12 protein-coding genes are annotated in these 15,706 nt (G+C 73.4%); 3 read left to right on the top strand and 9 right to left on the bottom strand.

Translation table 11 applies throughout. The features are described from left to right. Positions 1-2: 2 nt before the first annotated feature. From NMK44_RS29025 to NMK44_RS29015, 3 genes are read right to left on the bottom strand one after another with little or no spacing between them, the layout of a single operon-like run. Entirely contained in the window at positions 3-2,159 is a 2,157-nt protein-coding gene (locus NMK44_RS29025) for a xanthine dehydrogenase family protein molybdopterin-binding subunit (protein ID WP_254748579.1), read from the bottom strand. Beyond that, positions 2,156-3,157: an FAD binding domain-containing protein gene (locus NMK44_RS29020; protein WP_254748577.1), complete on the bottom strand. Its 1,002-nt coding sequence runs from the start codon at positions 3,155-3,157 to the stop codon at positions 2,156-2,158. The genes NMK44_RS29025 and NMK44_RS29020 overlap by 4 nt, the downstream gene beginning before the upstream one ends. Beyond that, a complete protein-coding gene (locus NMK44_RS29015; RefSeq protein WP_254748575.1) occupies positions 3,154-3,747 on the bottom strand; it encodes a 2Fe-2S iron-sulfur cluster-binding protein in 594 nt (197 codons plus the stop codon). The genes NMK44_RS29020 and NMK44_RS29015 overlap by 4 nt, the downstream gene beginning before the upstream one ends. A gap of 50 nt (positions 3,748-3,797) precedes the next feature. Between NMK44_RS29015 and NMK44_RS29010 the strand changes: the two genes are divergently transcribed. Both NMK44_RS29010 and NMK44_RS29005 read left to right on the top strand, forming a co-directional pair. Beyond that, positions 3,798-4,949, top strand: coding sequence for an XdhC family protein (locus tag NMK44_RS29010; protein ID WP_254748573.1), 1,152 nt, complete (start codon positions 3,798-3,800; stop codon positions 4,947-4,949). A gap of 104 nt (positions 4,950-5,053) precedes the next feature. After that, positions 5,054-6,412, top strand: coding sequence for an MFS transporter (locus NMK44_RS29005; RefSeq protein WP_254748571.1), 1,359 nt, complete (start codon positions 5,054-5,056; stop codon positions 6,410-6,412). Between the two features lie 55 nt (positions 6,413-6,467). Here the strand turns inward: NMK44_RS29005 and gndA are convergent, their stop codons facing one another. From gndA to NMK44_RS28980, 5 genes are all read right to left on the bottom strand, one after another. Further along, on the bottom strand, positions 6,468-7,904 hold the full coding sequence (gene gndA, locus NMK44_RS29000; protein WP_254748569.1) for an NADP-dependent phosphogluconate dehydrogenase: 1,437 nt from the start codon (positions 7,902-7,904) through the stop codon (positions 6,468-6,470). Between the two features lie 184 nt (positions 7,905-8,088). Beyond that, positions 8,089-8,589, bottom strand: coding sequence for a hypothetical protein (locus NMK44_RS28995; protein ID WP_308358602.1), 501 nt, complete (start codon positions 8,587-8,589; stop codon positions 8,089-8,091). 131 nt (positions 8,590-8,720) lie between these two features. Then, positions 8,721-9,293, bottom strand: coding sequence for a DoxX family protein (locus NMK44_RS28990; RefSeq protein WP_254748567.1), 573 nt, complete (start codon positions 9,291-9,293; stop codon positions 8,721-8,723). A gap of 69 nt (positions 9,294-9,362) precedes the next feature. Beyond that, the gene (locus NMK44_RS28985) at positions 9,363-10,769 is read right to left on the bottom strand and encodes an MFS transporter (RefSeq protein WP_254748565.1); all 1,407 of its coding nucleotides are present in this window, start codon (positions 10,767-10,769) and stop codon (positions 9,363-9,365) included. Between the two features lie 123 nt (positions 10,770-10,892). Beyond that, the gene (locus tag NMK44_RS28980) at positions 10,893-11,399 is read right to left on the bottom strand and encodes a metallophosphoesterase family protein (RefSeq protein WP_254748563.1); all 507 of its coding nucleotides are present in this window, start codon (positions 11,397-11,399) and stop codon (positions 10,893-10,895) included. Positions 11,400-11,511: 112 nt separating this feature from the next. Between NMK44_RS28980 and NMK44_RS28975 the strand changes: the two genes are divergently transcribed. Further along, a complete protein-coding gene (locus tag NMK44_RS28975) occupies positions 11,512-12,051 on the top strand; it encodes a tyrosine-type recombinase/integrase (protein ID WP_254748561.1) in 540 nt (179 codons plus the stop codon). 54 nt (positions 12,052-12,105) lie between these two features. Here the strand turns inward: NMK44_RS28975 and NMK44_RS28970 are convergent, their stop codons facing one another. Beyond that, the gene (locus NMK44_RS28970) at positions 12,106-15,636 is read right to left on the bottom strand and encodes a phosphodiester glycosidase family protein (RefSeq protein ID WP_254748559.1); all 3,531 of its coding nucleotides are present in this window, start codon (positions 15,634-15,636) and stop codon (positions 12,106-12,108) included. Positions 15,637-15,706 lie beyond the last annotated feature (70 nt).

Raw genomic sequence — 15,706 nt, 5'->3', positions numbered from 1 at the left:
CCCTATCCGACCTGCTGCGGAGCGCCCCCCGCAGGCCCGTGCTCCAGGGTCCGGGCCGCCCGCAGGGCCTCCCGCGAACGCTCCAGACGGATCGGCAGATCGCGCACCCGCTGTCCGGTGGCATGGTGGAAGGCATTGGCGATCGCCGCCGCCGCGCCCACGATGCCCAGCTCGCCGATGCCCTTGCCGCCGATCGGGTTGGGGCTGTTGTCCCGCTCCTCCAGCATCGCCACCTCCAGCGCGGGCACATCGGCGTGGGCGGCGATGTGATAACCCGCGAAGTCGTGGTTGGCGAAGTCACCGAAGACCGGATCGACCTCCCCGATCTCCAGCAGGGCCATCGACAGACCCATCGTCATCGCGCCCAGGAACTGCGAGCGGGCCGTCTGCGGATTGATGATGCGTCCGGCCGCGAACATCCCCAGCATCCGGTCCACCCGGATCTCACCGGTGTCCCGGTCCACCCGTACCTCGGCGAACTGGGCGCCGAAGGTGTGCCGGGACATCTCCGGCCGGTTGACCACGTCCTCGGTGGTGTCCGCCCGCACCTCCAGACCCTCGTCCGGGATCACCCCGCCGAAGGCGTCCAGCTCCTTCAGCAGCGCCCGGCACGCCTTGTCCACCGCCCAGCCCCAGGAGGCCGTGCCCAGCGAACCACCGGCGAACGGGGCCATGCCCAGCGACGCACGGCCGATCTCCAGCCGCAGCCGCGACAGCGGAATGCCCAGCGCGTCCGCCGCGACCTGCGTCATCGCCGTACGGGCGCCGGTGCCGAGGTCGGCCGCGCCGATCCGGACCAGGAACGTCCCGTCCGGCTCGGCACGGGCGAGCGCGGAGGAGGGGAAGGTGTAGTCGGGGTGGTGCGAGGCGGCCACTCCGGTGCCCACCAGCCAGCGGCCCTCCAGCCGGATCCCCGGTGCCGGATCGCGCCGCTCCCAGCCGAACCGGGCGGCTCCCTGGCGCAGACACTCCACCAGGCTGCGGCTGCTGAACGGTTTGCCGGTGCCCGGGTCGACCTCCGGCTCATTGCGGATCCGCAGCTCGATCGGGTCCATGCCCAGTTCCACGGCCAGCTCGTCCATGGCCGACTCCAGGGCGAACATCCCCGGTGTGTGGCCGGGCGCGCGGAACCACGCCGGGGTCATCACATCCAGCGGCGCCACCTTCACCGTCGTCCGGGCGCTGGGCGCGGCGTACATCATCCGCGACGAGCTCACCGTCTGGTCGGCGAACGGCACCTGCCGTGCGCGCTGCTGCACCGACTCGTGCTCCAGCACCGTCAGCCGGCCGTCCCGCCCGGCGCCCAGCCGCACCCGCTGGATCGTGGGCGACCGGTAGGGGACCAGCGCGAACATCTGCTGCCGGGTCAGCGCGATCTTCACCGGCCGGCCCACGGCGCGTGCGGCCAGCGCGGCGAGGACCGCGGGGGAGCGCGGGATGCCCTTCGAGCCGAAACCGCCGCCGATGTACTCGGCCACGACCTCCACCGCGCCGTCCTCGAGCCCGAACAGCCCGGTCAGGAGCTGGGCGCTCATGAACGGGCCCTGGTCGGAGTTGTGGAGGGTCAGCCGGTCCTCGTCCCACTGGGCGATCGTGGAGTGCGGCTCCATCGGGCTCACATGCTCCACCGGGGTGGTGTAGACGTGGTCGACGCGGACCTCGGCGGCCGCCCACGCGGCATCGGTGTCCCCGCGCTCGGCGAAGCCCGGGCCGCCGTCGGTGAGCGTCTCGGGAATCGCGGCGGCTTCGTCGTCGGCGCGCAGCACCACGTCATGCGGCTCACGCTCGTAGCTCACCCGCACCGCGGCCGCACCCTCACGCGCCGCCTCCAGCGAGGTGGCCACCACCGCGGCCACGATCTGCCCGTGATAGGCCACTTCGGGGCCCTGGAGCACGAACAGATCCGCGCTCACCTCGGCCTCCGCGTTCAGCCGCGGGGCGTTGCCGGAGTCCAGCACCGCCAGCACACCCGGCCGGGCCAGCGCCGGAGCCGGGTCCACACCGGTCACCCGGCCGCGGGCGACGGTGGCCTGCACCGGCCACACATAGCCGACGTCCCCGATCGGGAACTCATAGGCGTAGCGCGCGGCCCCGGTCACCTTGTCCAGGCCGTCGACCCGGGTCATCGGGGCGCCGACCGTCCGCTCGATGGTGGTCATGCGCGGTCCTTCCTCGTGCTGAGGTCGCGGATGCCCGCGACGATGAGATCCACGGCCAGATCGACCTTGAAGGCGTTGTCGGGGAGCGGGCGCGCGGCGGCCAGTTCGGCCCGCGCCGCCTCGCGCAGCGTCTCCTCGTCCGGCCGCCGCCCCCGCAGCCGCTCCTCGGCCACGCTCGCCCGCCACGGCCGCGGCGCCACCCCGCCGAGCGCGATCCGTACGTCGGCGAGCGAGCCGTCGTCGGCCACCGACACCGAGGTGGCCACACTGACCAGGGCGAAGGCATACGACCAGCGGTCCCGGACCTTGCGATAGCGCATCGCCGCGCCCGCCGGCGGCGCGGGCAGTTCGACCGCGGTGATCAGATCGCCGCGCTCGAGGACGGTCTCGCGCTGCGGGGTGTCACCGGGCAGCAGATACAGCTCCGCCACCGGCACCGTACGGGTGGCGCCGTCCACCGACCGCAGATGGACCACGGCGTCCAGCGCGACCAGCGCCACCGCCATATCGGACGGATGGGAGGCCACGCAGTGGTCGGAGGTGCCCAGCACGGCCAGATCGCGGTGCGCGCCCTCGACCGCGGGACACCCCGTGCCCGGCTCACGCTTGTTGCACGGCTTGGTGACGTCCTGGAAGTACACACAGCGGGTGCGCTGGAGCAGGTTGCCGCCCACCGTGGCGACGGTGCGCAACTGTCCGGAGGCGCCCGACAGCAGCGCCTGGGACAGCATCGGGAAGCGGGTCCGGATCCCCGGGTCGCCCGCCAGCTCGCCGTTGCGCACGGTGGCGCCGATCAGCACCGAACCGTCGTCGCGGTGCTCGATCCGGTCGTACGGCAGCCGGGACACGTCCACCAGCAGACCGGGGTCGGTGACCCCGAGCTTCATCAGGTCCACCAGATTGGTGCCGCCGCCGAGATAGGTGGCGTCCGGGCGCTGCGCGATCAGCTCGGCGGCCTCCCGGGCGTCGCCCGCGCGGGCGTAGGCGAACTCCTTCATCGCACACCCCCGGCCGGGCTCGTGGCGGCGGTGCCCTCACCGGGGCCGCCCGCGGCCTCCAGGACGGCCTCCACGATGCCGTTGTAGGCGCCGCACCGGCACAGATTGCCGCTCATACGCTCGCGCACCTCCCGTGCGTCCAGCTCCGCGGCGTCGGCCACGCCCGCTCCGGTGTCCTCGGTGACATGGCTCGGCCAGCCCCGCCGGGCCTCGTCCAGGGCGCCGATGGCCGAGCAGATCTGGCCCGGGGTGCAGTAGCCGCACTGGAGCCCGTCGTGGTCGAGGAACGCCCGCTGCACCGGGTGGAGTCCGGTGCCGCCGTCCAGCTCGGAGACACCCTCGATCGAGACGATCTCGCGCTCCTCGGCGGCCACCGCGAACATCAGGCAGCTGTTCACCCGCTCGCCGTCGATCAGCACGGTGCAGGCACCGCACTGGCCGTGGTCACAGCCCTTCTTGGTGCCCGTCAGACCGAGTCGCTCGCGCAGCACATCGAGCAGGGTCGTCCGGTTGTCGATGGTCAGGGGGTGGGCCGTGCCATTGATCCGCAAAGTGATGTCGCTGCTCGGTGAGTGATGTGAGAGGCTCATACATTGAATGTATCAACCTCTTACATCGGGTGCGAGGAGAATGGGGATCCATGCGAGACGTCGTAGCTCAGATGCACCGGTGGTGGCGTGAGGGCGAGCCCTTCGCCCGCGCCACCGTGGTCGCGACCTGGCGCTCCTCGCCGCTGCCCGCCGGTACGAGCATGCTCGTCGGGCCCGATGGATCCGCGGTGGGCAGCGTCTCCGGCGGCTGTGTCGAGGCGGCGGTCTACGAACTCGCCCAGGAGGTCACCGCCGGGGGCACCCCGGTGCTCCAGCGCTACGGGGTCAGCGATGACGATGCCTTCGCGGTCGGGCTGACCTGCGGCGGCGCCATGGACGTCTTCGTGGAGCGGATCGACCCCGAGGGCTTCCCCGACTTCGGGGGAGTGGCCGAGGCGGTGGCCGCCGGGGAGCCGGTGGCCGAGGTGACCTGTGTGGCCGTCACCGGGCCCGACCCGGAGGGGCGGCTGGGACGGCGGCTGGTGGTCCGGCCCGAGGGCGCCTCGGGCTCGCTGGGCTCGGCCCGGCTGGACGCGGCCGTCGCCGAGGACACCCGCGGGCTGCTGGCGGGCGGCCGCACCGGCACCCTGGCCTACGGCTACGACGGCACACGCACCGACGAGGAGCTGACGCTGTTCGTCTCGGTCCACGCCGCACCGCCCCGGATGCTGGTGTTCGGCGCCGTGGACTTCGCCGCCGCGATGGCCCGGATGGGCGTCCACCTCGGCTACCACGTCACCGTCTGCGACGCCCGGCCGGTGTTCGCCACCCGGCGCCGCTTCCCCGAGGCCCATGAAGTGGTGACCGACTGGCCGCACCGCTATCTGCGTGCCGAGGCGGAGGCGGGCCGGGTGGACGAGCGCACCGTGGTCTGCGTCCTCACCCACGACCCCAAGTTCGACGTACCGCTGCTGGAGGAGGCGCTGCGGCTGCCGCTGGCGTACGTCGGCGCCATGGGCTCCCGCCGCACCCATGACGACCGGCTGCGGCGGCTGCGTGCCACCGGGCTGGGCGAGGACCGGCTGGCGCGGCTGGCATCGCCGATCGGACTGGACCTGGGCGCCCGCACCCCGGAGGAGACTGCGGTCAGCATCGCCGCCGAGATCATCGCCGACCGCTGGGGCGGCAGCGGCACCCGGCTGACCTCCCTCGGCGGCCGGATCCACGGCGACCGGCCGATCTCCTCGGCGGCCGGGGGCTGAGACGGTGTCACCGCCCCTCGGGGCGGTCGTCACAATGGTCCCCGGCCGGAGGACACCCGCCTCCGGCCGACGGGCACCCGGACGCAGGAGGACACACCACCGCCGTGGAGACCGCGCGCAATACCGACGACGACACCGGCTCGGACGACGACACCGGCTCATCCGAGAGCGGCACCGAGGACGGCACCGCCCCGCCCGCCCCGCCCAAGACCGGCTGGCGCCGCTGGGTGATGGACACCCGGCCGCTGCGCCACCGGCCCTACCGGCGGCTGTGGGGCTCCACGACGGTCACCGCCGTCGGCAGCCAGCTGACCGCCGTGGCCGTGCCCAAGCAGATCTACGACATCACCGGCTCCTCGGCCTGGGTGGGCTACGCCAGCTTCGCGGGGCTGCTCCCGCTGGTGGTCTTCGCGCTGTGGGGCGGGGTCATCGCCGACCGCATGGACCGGCGCACCCTGATGCTGATCACCAACGCGGGCATCGCCGTGACCTCGGTGCTGTTCTGGGCGCAGTCCTTCGCCGGACTGGACTCGGTGGTGCTGCTCATGGTGCTGCTCGCCGCCCAGCAGGGCTTCTTCGGGATGAACTCCCCGGCGCGGCAGGCGTCCATCGCCCGGCTGGTGCCCGCCGACGAACTGCCCGCGGCCGGCGCCCTCCAGTCCACCGTGGCTCAGACCGGCATGATCGTCGGTCCGCTGCTCGCGGGCGCCCTGATCCCCGTGCTCGGGCTGCCGGTGCTCTATCTGATCGACGCCGTCGCGCTCTGCGCGGCACTCTGGGCCGTCTGGCGGCTGCCCGCCCTGCCACCGCTCACCGAGCCCCTGGGCGGGGGCGCCGACGGAGGCAGGCGCCGGGCCGGATGGCGGGACGTGGCCGACGGCTTCCGCTACATCGCCACCCACCGGATCCTGCTGCTGTCCTTCGTCGCCGACATCATCGCGATGGTCTTCGGTATGCCCCGGGCGCTGTTCCCGCAGCTCGCCGCGGATGTCTACGCCCCCTGGGGCGAGGGGTTCGCCCTCGGTCTGCTCTTCGCGGCCATCCCGCTCGGCGCGGTGACCGGCGGGCTGATGTCCGGCACCTTCTCCCGGGCCCGCCGCCACGGCCTCATGGTGACGGCCGCCGTGGTGGCCTGGGGCGTGGCCATCACCGGATTCGGACTCAGCGCCAACCTGTGGTGGGCGGCGGCGTTCCTGGCGCTGGCGGGCGTGGCCGACATGGTGTCCATGGTGTTCCGCGGTGCCATCCTCCAGTCCGCGGCCACCGACGAGATGCGCGGCCGGATGCAGGGGGTGTTCACCGTGGTGGTCGCGGGCGGACCGCGGCTGGCGGACCTGCTGCACGGCACCGCCGGGTCCCTGGTCGGACCGCGTGCCGCGGTCACCGCGGGCGGTCTGCTCGTCGCCGTCAGCACCCTGGGCCTGGCCGCCGCCGTACCGTCCTTCCGGCGCTACACCGCCTGATCCCGCCCCGGTCGCGCACACCCCCGCGCCGCGGAGGTGGCGCGGCCGGCACCGCTCAGGCCGGGCGCTCGCTGCGGTCCCCGCCCCAGAGGGTGTGGAACGAGCCGTCACGGTCGGTGCGCCGGTAGGTGTGCGCGCCGAAGAAGTCCCGCTGCCCCTGGACCAGCGCCGCCGGAAGCCGCTCGGAGCGCAGCGCGTCGTAGTACGCCAGCGCCGCCGAGAACCCGGGAGCCGGAACGCCCAGCTCGGCCGAGGTGGCCACCACCCGCCGCCAGGCGTCCTGGGCCGCCCCCAGCGCCTCGGCGAAGTAGTCGGCGGTCAGCAGGGTCACCGGGGTCCGCTCCCGCGCGTACGCCTCGGTGATCCGGTTCAGGAAGCGCGCCCGGATGATACAGCCGCCCCGCCAGATCCGCGCCACCGCGCCCGGGTCGATGTCCCAGCCGTACTCCTGGCTGCCCGCCTGGATCTGGTGGATGCCCTGCGCATACGCCACGATCTTCGACGCGTACAGCGCCTGCTCGACATCATCGGCGAACCGCTCCGCCGCCGTGCCCGAGAGCCCCTTGGCCGAGGGCCCCGGCAGCCCCTGCGCCGCGTCCCGCAGATCCGCGTGGCCGGACAGCGAGCGCGCGAACACCGCCTCGGCGATACCGCTCACCGGCACACCCAGGTCGAGCGCGGTCTGCACGGTCCAGCGGCCGGTGCCCTTCTGCTCGGCCTGGTCCAGCACCACGTCCACGAAGGGTTTGCCGGTCACGGCGTCGGTGTGCGCCAGCACCTCGGCGGTGATCTCGATCAGATACGACTCCAGGCGCCCGCCGTTCCAGGTGCGGAACACCTCCGCGATCTCGCCCGGAGTCATGCCCAGGGCGCGCCGCAGCAGGTCGTAGGACTCCGCGATCAGCTGCATATCGGCGTACTCGATACCGTTGTGCACCATCTTCACGAAGTGTCCGGCGCCGTCCGGGCCGATATGGGTGCAGCAGGGGGCGCCGTCCACCTTGGCGGAGATGTCCTCCAGCAGCGGGCCCAGCGCCTCGTACGACTCCTTCGAACCGCCCGGCATGATGCTCGGGCCGTGCAGGGCGCCCTCCTCGCCGCCGGAGATGCCGCTGCCCACGAAGTGCAGTCCGCGCTCGCGCAGCGCCGCCTCACGGCGCCGGGTGTCCTCGAAGTGCGCGTTGCCACCGTCCACGATCATGTCGCCCGGCTCCAGCAGCGGGGCGAACTCCTCGATCACCGCGTCCGTCGGCGCTCCCGCCTTGACCATCATCACCAGCCGCCGCGGGCGCTCCAGCGAGGCCACGAACTGCTCGGCCGTCTCGGCCGGTACGAAGTGGCCTTCGCTGCCGAACTCCTCCACCAGCGCCCGCGTCCGCGCGGGCGTCCGGTTGTGCACGGCCACCGTGTGGCCGTGCCGGGCGAAGTTGCGGGCCAGGTTGCTGCCCATCACCGCCAGTCCGGTCACACCGATGTGAGCCTGCTCCGCCATGGTTGGCCACTCCTGCCTGTGTCAGTCGTCGTCATCTCGGAAACGCGCCGTGCGCACAGCGTCCCGGGTACCCCGTCCGTGCGCCACTCACGACGCGGACGGGAGGCGGGATCCGGACCCACGGATACGAGGGCGTCCGTCCTCCGCGGACGGCGCCCTCGTCACGGTGGACCGCGGAGCCGCCCTATCTCGATGTCTCGGACGCCGCGCCGTTCACGGTGCCACTGGCCCGGGTGGGCCGCTCCAGGATGCCCCGGGCATCGGCCGGGGCCGACTCGCGGACCGGGATCGGCTGGGGCCCGGCCGCGGTCTCCGTGGACGGCGCTGTGCCGCCGCCGGGCGGGGTGCTCGAGCCGTTGATCTTCTCGATCGCCTGCCGGGCCTGCTCACCGGGGGAGCGGGCGGCGAGCGGCGCCGGGGTGTGGCCCGCGGTGGCCGCGGGCTGGCTGCGCTCCTGGGAGTGCTTGGCGTGGGCGCCGCCGAACTGGTTGCGCAGCCGGTGGCTGACCGATTCGTCCAGGCTCACCGGACGTCCCAGCTGGGCGGCCAGCCGGCCCGCCTCCTGTCCGAGCGCGGCGACGACCTCCCAGGGCAGATGGAGCTCCAGCCGGACCTCGGCCTCTCCGTCGGGGAGGGCTTGGATGGGTGGGGTGAACCGGTCGTTGGGGTTGAACCGGTCGTTCATGTGCGGTCCTCCGGTCTCGGATGGTCCTGCGCGGCGCAATACGCACCCCTCTGCCAGGGCGCGCCTACTCAGGAATACGGAGAACCGGCCCTTTCCGTTCACTCATCTCCCACATCCGGACCGGAGTGGTATCAGGTTTTGCTCAGTACGATCGTGATCGCCGCCAGGATGGCCCCCAGGAGCAGTGCCGCCACCCCATAGATCAGCCGCTGCGAGCGCAGTCCGGGGAGGAGTGCGTCGAGGGAGATGCGGCCCGCGCCGCTGAGCGCGAGACCGGCCGCGACCACCCCGATGAGCAGGGGGAACTCAAAGCCGCCGAAAAATCCGAGCTCCCAGGACGCGGCCACGGCGTTGGCCATCGTGCCCGCCACGGCCGCACCGGCGAGCGGGGTGATCAGCCCCACCGCCAGGGCGAGACCGCCGAAGGTCTCGGTCAGTCCGCAGATGACCGCCATCGCTCTCGGCGCCGGATAGCCGAACTGCGCGAAGGCCACGGCCGTCTTGTCGATCCCCAGGCCGTCCCACCAGCCGAAAAGATGCTGTGCGCCGCGTGCGGCGACGATCAGACCGACACCGAGACGCACCACCAGCAGACCCACGTCATGGGCGGTGAGCACAGCCCCGGTGGACCGGGGGGAGTGGGCGTGGGCGGGGCCCGCGTCCGGATCCGGTGCGGCGGCGTTCTCGCGGTGAGAAGAAGACATGGCGCCCTCGTCTGGTCGGGCCCGGCGGACTCGCCGAGCCGGATGTGCGCTATGCACCTTAATTCCTTTTTAATCCACTGAACGGGTGGCTTCAATCCGGCCACCCCGGGCCTGCCGATCCGCGCACCACCCTCGTGACAGGAGCCCGAGCAGCAGCGCACCGGTGAGACAGCAGAGCCCGGCGCCGGTCAGGGCGCCGCCCAGGGCCGGTGCGGACACCGGACCGCCGTGCGGACCGGACAGCGGACCGCACAGCGACACACCCAGCCCGGCAGCCACGGTGATCACCGTCTTGGTCACTCCCGACGCCTCACCGGCGCGCTCGGGAGCCACGGCCGCCTGCGTGGCGATGAGCGTCAGCGCATTGGCCACCCCGAGTGCCGCTCCGCACAGCGTGGCCGCCGCGATACGCCCCGGCAGCGCCGGCGCCACGGGCACCGCGCACAGCCCCGCCGCCCCCAGCCCCAGACACCACGCCATCGCCCGTACCGCGCCGGCCCCGGGAATCCGTCCGGCCACCGGACCGGCCAGGGCCATCGCGGTGGCCGGAGCGAGGAACACCGCCCCGGCCACCGCCGCCGACAGTCCCCACGGGCCCTGGAGCGCCAGCGGCACCACGACCAGGAACACCACGGTCGCGGCATTGGCCACCGCCCCGGCCGCCGTCAGCACCACGAACGGGCGGTTGCGGAACAGTCCGGGCCCCACCAGCGGATGCGCCGCGGCGCGCTCACACCGGACGAACACCAGCAGTGCCACGGTGACCAGCGCCAGCGTGAGGACCGCGCGGCCGGAGCGCCAGCCCCACACCGGCCCGCGGTCGAGAAGGACCGCGAGCCCGGCCACCGCCGCGGTGAGCGTGACCAGGCCCTTCCCGTCCACGCTCCGCGGTGCCCCGGTGTCGCGCGAATCCGCCGCCCGCGCCGCCCACACCGCGGCCATCAGCGCCACCGGCACATTCACCCAGAACACCGCGCGCCAGGACAGTGCCCCGGTCAGCACACCGCCGGCGAACGGACCGCACGCGGTCGCCACGCCCCCGGCGCCCAGCGCCCATCCCAGCGCCCGGCCACGCGCCGCGGGCGGATAGGCGTTCGTCAGCAGCGCCAGCCCCACCGGCATGGTGAGCGCGCCGCCCACGCCCTGCGCCACCCGCGCGGCCACCAGCACCGGCAGCGACGGCGCCAGCGCGCACACCAGCGAGGCCACCCCGAACACCATCAGACCCACCGTCAGCACCATCCGCCGCCCCAGCAGATCGCCCAGCCGCCCGGCACCCGGCATCAGCGCCCCAGCCGCCAGCAGATAGCCGCTGACCACCCAGGACATTCCGGCACCGGTGGCGTGGAGCTCACGGCCGATCCCCGGCAGGGCTGGATTCAGCGCGAACGCGTCCAGCTGGACGCAGAACACCCCCGACGACACCGCCGCCAGTGACCGCCGCCGCGCGGCGGGACCGCCTTCCCTCATCCTCATGCACTCCTTCACACCCACGGGAACAGGACGAACGCGGGGCTGAAGGGAGAAGGAAGAGAGAAGGAGAGAAGACGGCGGACGAGAGGAGCGGGCCCGAACGCCCGCCGGGGAAGCGGCGATCGGTCAGGGGCGGGGCGGCAGCCGGTGCAGTTCCACGGCGGTGAGCCGGCCGGCCTCGATCGCGGCTGTCATGAACGTACAGTACGGCTGTCTGCGCCGGTCCGTGGGGGAGCCGGGATTGAGCAGCCGCAGCCGCCCGTCCTCGGTCGTGGTGTCCCACGGGATGTGGCTGTGGCCGAACACCAGCACATCTGCCTCGGGGAAGAGCTCCGCGCAGCGCCGCTCCCGGCCCCGCGCCGCCCCCGTCTCGTGCACCACGGCGAACCGCAGCCCGTCCAGCTCCACCCCGGCCACCTCGGGCAGCCGCGCCCGCAGTCCGGGCCCGTCGTTGTTGCCGTACACGCCGATCAGCCGCCGGGACCGCGCCTCCAGCAGGTCCAGGGTGGCTGTGTCGACCCAGTCGCCCGCGTGGAAGACCACATCGGCGTCCGGCAGCCGGTCGAGGAGTTCCCTCGGCAGGACCTTGGCACGCCGGGGCAGATGGGTGTCGGACATCAGGAGCAGACGCACGGGGCGACCGTACCGCGCGGACGCCGCGCCCGCCGCATCCGGCCGCTGGCCGACGTCTCTGCCCCCGGCATGAAATAGTGTGCCAAGCGAACCGACGGAGGGGGAGGCGGCGATGGCGGACACCACGGAGGACCGGTACCCACGGCCACCGGTCTCGGCGGCCGAGGCCGAGTGGGTGTGGCGGCTGTTGTCCGTCCAGGCCATGGAGGAGGGGGCCAAACCGGAGACCGTGCGGCTCGCGGTCGTGGTGGGGCTCGCCCGGGCCAGTGGCGCCCGGTACGGGGGCCTGCTGCGCTGTACGGTCCGGGCGCTCGACCTGGACGCCGGATGGGTGACGCTCGAACACGGCAAGCACCGTGTGCCGCGTCGCCACGGGCTGGATCCCGGCACGGTCCTGGTGCTGCGCCGCTGGCTGCGGGTGCGCCGGGAGCTCTGTGCCGAGCTGGAGGGGTCGGTGCCGGACGCGCTGCTGCTGACGGTGCACCACACCCATGACCACGGGGTGACGGTGGCGGCGGGGCTGCCCATCACCCGCCAGGGACTGGTGCTCTCCTGGCGCCGGTTCGCCCACCGCACCAATGCGCGGTACGCGGCGCGGCGGCCCCCGCTGCCCACCCGCTTCGAACAGGTCCGCCGCGCCTGGGAGGGCTGAGCGTTCCGCGCAAGGGGCGGGGCCGCAGCCGCGGCCCCGCCCCTTGCGGCCGGGCTACGCGGCCGCGGCGACCGTCACGGCGTGCGCGGTCACCGAGAAACGTGCCTGTGCCGTCGCGCCGTTGACCTCGACCGTGAGCGTCGCGGTTCCCCGGCGCAGCGCGGTCAGGGTGCCGCTCACCGGGTCGTACGCCGCCACATGGCGGCGCCCGGCGTGGGCCGGATCACCGATGAACAGGGTGGCCGAACCGCGCCAGTCCGCGCTGACCGGGAACCGGACCGGTACCCGCCGGGCGCTGGGTCCCTCGCCCTGGATCAGCTCCGCCGTCACCGTGGCGTTCTGTCCGGCGGGCAGTTGGGCCGGGGCGGTCACGGTCAGTCCGTCCATATGCGGCCGGGTCTGGACCGACACCCAGTCCGGCCCGCCCTTCCACGGTGCGCGGCGCGCCTCGGCCCGCGCCTTCGGCGGTACGTGGTCCACCCCGATCATCGACCAGCCGGTGAAACCGCCCCGGTCCGCCGGGGTGGCCGGGTACTTGCCCGAGTTGCCGTTGATCAGATACGGGACGCCGTCCACCCGTGAGGCGTGGAAGGTGCCGACGTGGGCGCCGATGAAGGCCGCGCCCTTGCCGCTGGTCCGGCGGAAGTCGGCGAGCCAGTTCTCCAGCAGCGCGGCCTCCTTGCGGTCGCTCAGCTGGCTGCCCTGCTGCGGGGTGGGATCGCGTGGCGGGACGTGCTCGATCACCATGACCGAGCCGACGCCCCGGTCGCGGGCGGCGGCCTCGAGCTGGGCGCGCAACTCCTTGATCTGGTCGAAGCCCCCGCCGCGCAGTCCGAGGCTGGAGGTGTCGAGGGTGATGAAGCGGGTGCCGCGGTGGTCGAAGGTGCGGTGTGCGGGGCCGAATTCGGCCGTGAAGTTGTCGATCCGTCCCCCCATGACCTCGTGGTTCCCGGGCACGTAAGTCCAGGGGACGGAGTCGCCGAGCTCCTGCGTCAGCACGGTCCTGGCGAAGGAGAGGTCGGCGGGCGAGCCCTCGTCCACCAGGTCTCCGTTGATGACCACGAAGTCGGGCCGGGCCGCCTTGATCTCCCGCAGGGTGCGCCGGGCCTGGGCGACGATGGGGCTGTTGGGTTCGCGTGCCACGAACTGCGCGTCGGACATCACCGCGAACCGCCAGTCGCGCTTCCCGGTCCGTGCCGCGCTGTCGATCAGCGGATCCGGGTCGGGTGTCTGTGCGGGCAGGTCGACGGCGGGCGGTACCCGTGCCGTCAGGTCGTCGATGACGATGCCTCCGGTGTACTGCCGGGCGGGGCCGGTCTCGGCGAGGTAGAAGCGGTGGACCGTCAGCGGGTAGGCGACCCCGGCCGGCACGGTGAAGTCGATATGTCTCCATCCGGTCCAGGTCACATACGGGCCGCGCAGCAACTGGTCCGAGCCCGCGGCGTCCTTGAGGTGCAGGGTCGGCCATGCGCCCTTGCCGTCCCCCTTGATCCACAGGCCGAACGACTGCGGCTGTCCCTCCACGTCGATCGGCCGCGGCGGGGTGACGTAGGCGGCGCGGGTGGCGGTGGACTGGGTGAAGTCGTAGGTCAGCTTCAGCCCGGTGCCGGTGTGCCCGTCGGGTGTGGCCTCGGCCGAACCGGCGGCACGCGCCTGGCTGAAGGTCCACTGGCCGGCGTCGTCGAAGGCCGCCTCCCGCTGTTCGCGGAGTCCGACGGTGACGGCGAGCACTGTGCTGGTGTTGCCGACGCGGACCGTCACCCGGCCCGCGGCCTCCTCGCCGCGTGCCGCGACGGTGAAGGTGCCGGTCGAGGTGTCGGGGGTGATGGTGAACAGCGCGTGGTCGTAGTCGAGGTGGACGTCGGACGGTTCGACGGGGGCGCCGGCGCCGTGCGCGTCCAGTCCGACGATTCCGAAGCGGCCGGTGGACCGGGCATCGGCCAGTCCGAGCAGCCGGGTGGTGGGCCGGATCCGGTCGAGGCGGTCCAGCACGGTCAGCTTCAGCGCGCCGCGGGCGGGGCCGCGCCGGGCGGTGACGGTGGTCGTACCGCCGTGGCGGGCGGTGAAGGTGCCGTCGGCGGAGACCCGGCCGACGCGCGGGTCGGCGGTCCGCCAGTGGGGGGCGCCGGCCGCGGGTCCGTAGGTCTCGTCGTATCCGGCGGCGGTGAGGCGCCGGGTCAGCCCGGGGAAGACCCGCTCGGGGTGGCCACCGCGGACCGGGTCGGCGGTGGGGGCGTCGGCGGGGTCGGTCGCCGTCTCCACCCAGAAGCCCTTGAGCCGTCCGCTGCCGTCGGGGGCGGTGAGGGCCAGTCCGTTGGGCACGATGCGTTCGCTGCCGTCGGACGGGCTGTTCTCCACCTGTGTGCGGTCGCTGCCGGGTTCACGGGCCACCAGGGTGGAGGAGCCGCCGCCGTCGAGGTTCAGCGCGCCGTAGGAGCCCGCTTCCTTCATCATCAGGCCCAGTTCGGTGAGGGTGACCCCGCCGCTGTCGGCCTGCCGTCCGTCGACGGTGATCACCTGCATACGGTGGCCGTCCTGGGAGAAGCCGACGGCCGTGCGGGGTGCCGCGGTGTTGTTGCCCTCGCCCTCGTGGCCGATGGGTTTGCCGTCCACGACGAGCGGCTCCCGGCCGCTGACGGCGGTGCGGGGGAGGTCGCCGTCGGCGGCGCGCGGCCGGTACGTCATCCGCACGCCGTCGCCGACGGCCAGTGCGGAGAGGGCGTCTGCCCCGGCGTCCTTGCCCACCAGCAGTGTCGTGCCGGCCGGGACGGCGCCTTTGCCGGGGGCCGAGGCCGCCCGGCTGACCTTGCCGTCCACCACGGCCACCTCGGCGGTGCGCCGTGCGCCGTCCACGGTCTGGGCCCGGTCCGCCTCGCCCCACTGGGCGTTGTAGGCGCCGATGCCGTTCGCCGGGACGTTCGCGGCGTTGAGTGCGGCGAGCGGGTGGTCGCCGTCGGGCAGGGTGAGGGTGCCCTCGAAGTAGAGCTGGAGGAGGCGGCCCGCGGCCTGCGGACCGATGCCGACGGCCCTGCCGGGTCCGGTGGCGGAAGCGGAGTTGACCACCTCTCCGTCGCCGATGCCGATGCCCTCGGGGGCTCCGGTCTGGTTGATGTCGAAGAAGTCGCCGTTGATCGCGGCCACCGTGCGGCGGCCCGGTCCGGGGTCGTGTCCGGCGGCCAGCTTCGAGACCGGTTCGCGCTTGGCGACCTTGTCGGGGTGCAGATAGTCGACCCTGGACCCGGCGGTGAGGTCGACCGACAGTGAGTCGACCCGCAGCCACTTGTCGGACTCCAGGCGGTCGTACGAGGTCAGTTCGACGCCGGGGGCGACGGGGCGTGAGGTGCGGGCGGTCTGCAGACCATCGCCGCCGGCCACGGGGGTGGTGTCCGCGGCGCCCTTCTCGCCCTCCGCGGCGGCGGGTGGTGGTGGCGCGATGGGGCGCAGCATCTCGGCCGCGTCGCGGGCCAGGGGTTCGGGGGCCGGGGCGCGGGTGTCATCGGCGGCGGCCGGTCCCGCGGTGCCCGCCACGAGGGCGGAGACCGCGGCCAGCACCGCCAGGGGTCTGGTGAACGCGACAGGACGCATGGCAACTCCCTGAGGCCATGGGGCTCGCGTGGTTCACACGCACAGCGCCCCAGCATCGCGGCGGAGTTGA

The sequence above is a fragment of the Streptomyces cucumeris genome, assembly GCF_024295805.1.
Lineage (GTDB): Bacteria > Actinomycetota > Actinomycetes > Streptomycetales > Streptomycetaceae > Streptomyces > Streptomyces cucumeris.
This window is presented reverse-complemented; position numbering and strand designations above follow the sequence as displayed.

Coding starts and splice junctions, on each gene's coding strand:
- NMK44_RS29025 (WP_254748579.1), bottom strand. CDS start 2,159: ATGACCACCATCGAGCGGACGGTCGGCGCCCCGATGACCCGGGTCGAC.
- NMK44_RS29020 (WP_254748577.1), bottom strand. CDS start 3,157: ATGAAGGAGTTCGCCTACGCCCGCGCGGGCGACGCCCGGGAGGCCGCC.
- NMK44_RS29015 (WP_254748575.1), bottom strand. CDS start 3,747: ATGAGCCTCTCACATCACTCACCGAGCAGCGACATCACTTTGCGGATC.
- NMK44_RS29010 (WP_254748573.1), top strand. CDS start 3,798: ATGCGAGACGTCGTAGCTCAGATGCACCGGTGGTGGCGTGAGGGCGAG.
- gndA (WP_254748569.1), bottom strand. CDS start 7,904: ATGGCGGAGCAGGCTCACATCGGTGTGACCGGACTGGCGGTGATGGGC.
- NMK44_RS28995 (WP_308358602.1), bottom strand. CDS start 8,589: ATGAACGACCGGTTCAACCCCAACGACCGGTTCACCCCACCCATCCAA.
- NMK44_RS28990 (WP_254748567.1), bottom strand. CDS start 9,293: ATGTCTTCTTCTCACCGCGAGAACGCCGCCGCACCGGATCCGGACGCG.
- NMK44_RS28985 (WP_254748565.1), bottom strand. CDS start 10,769: ATGAGGATGAGGGAAGGCGGTCCCGCCGCGCGGCGGCGGTCACTGGCG.
- NMK44_RS28975 (WP_254748561.1), top strand. CDS start 11,512: ATGGCGGACACCACGGAGGACCGGTACCCACGGCCACCGGTCTCGGCG.
- NMK44_RS28970 (WP_254748559.1), bottom strand. CDS start 15,636: ATGCGTCCTGTCGCGTTCACCAGACCCCTGGCGGTGCTGGCCGCGGTC.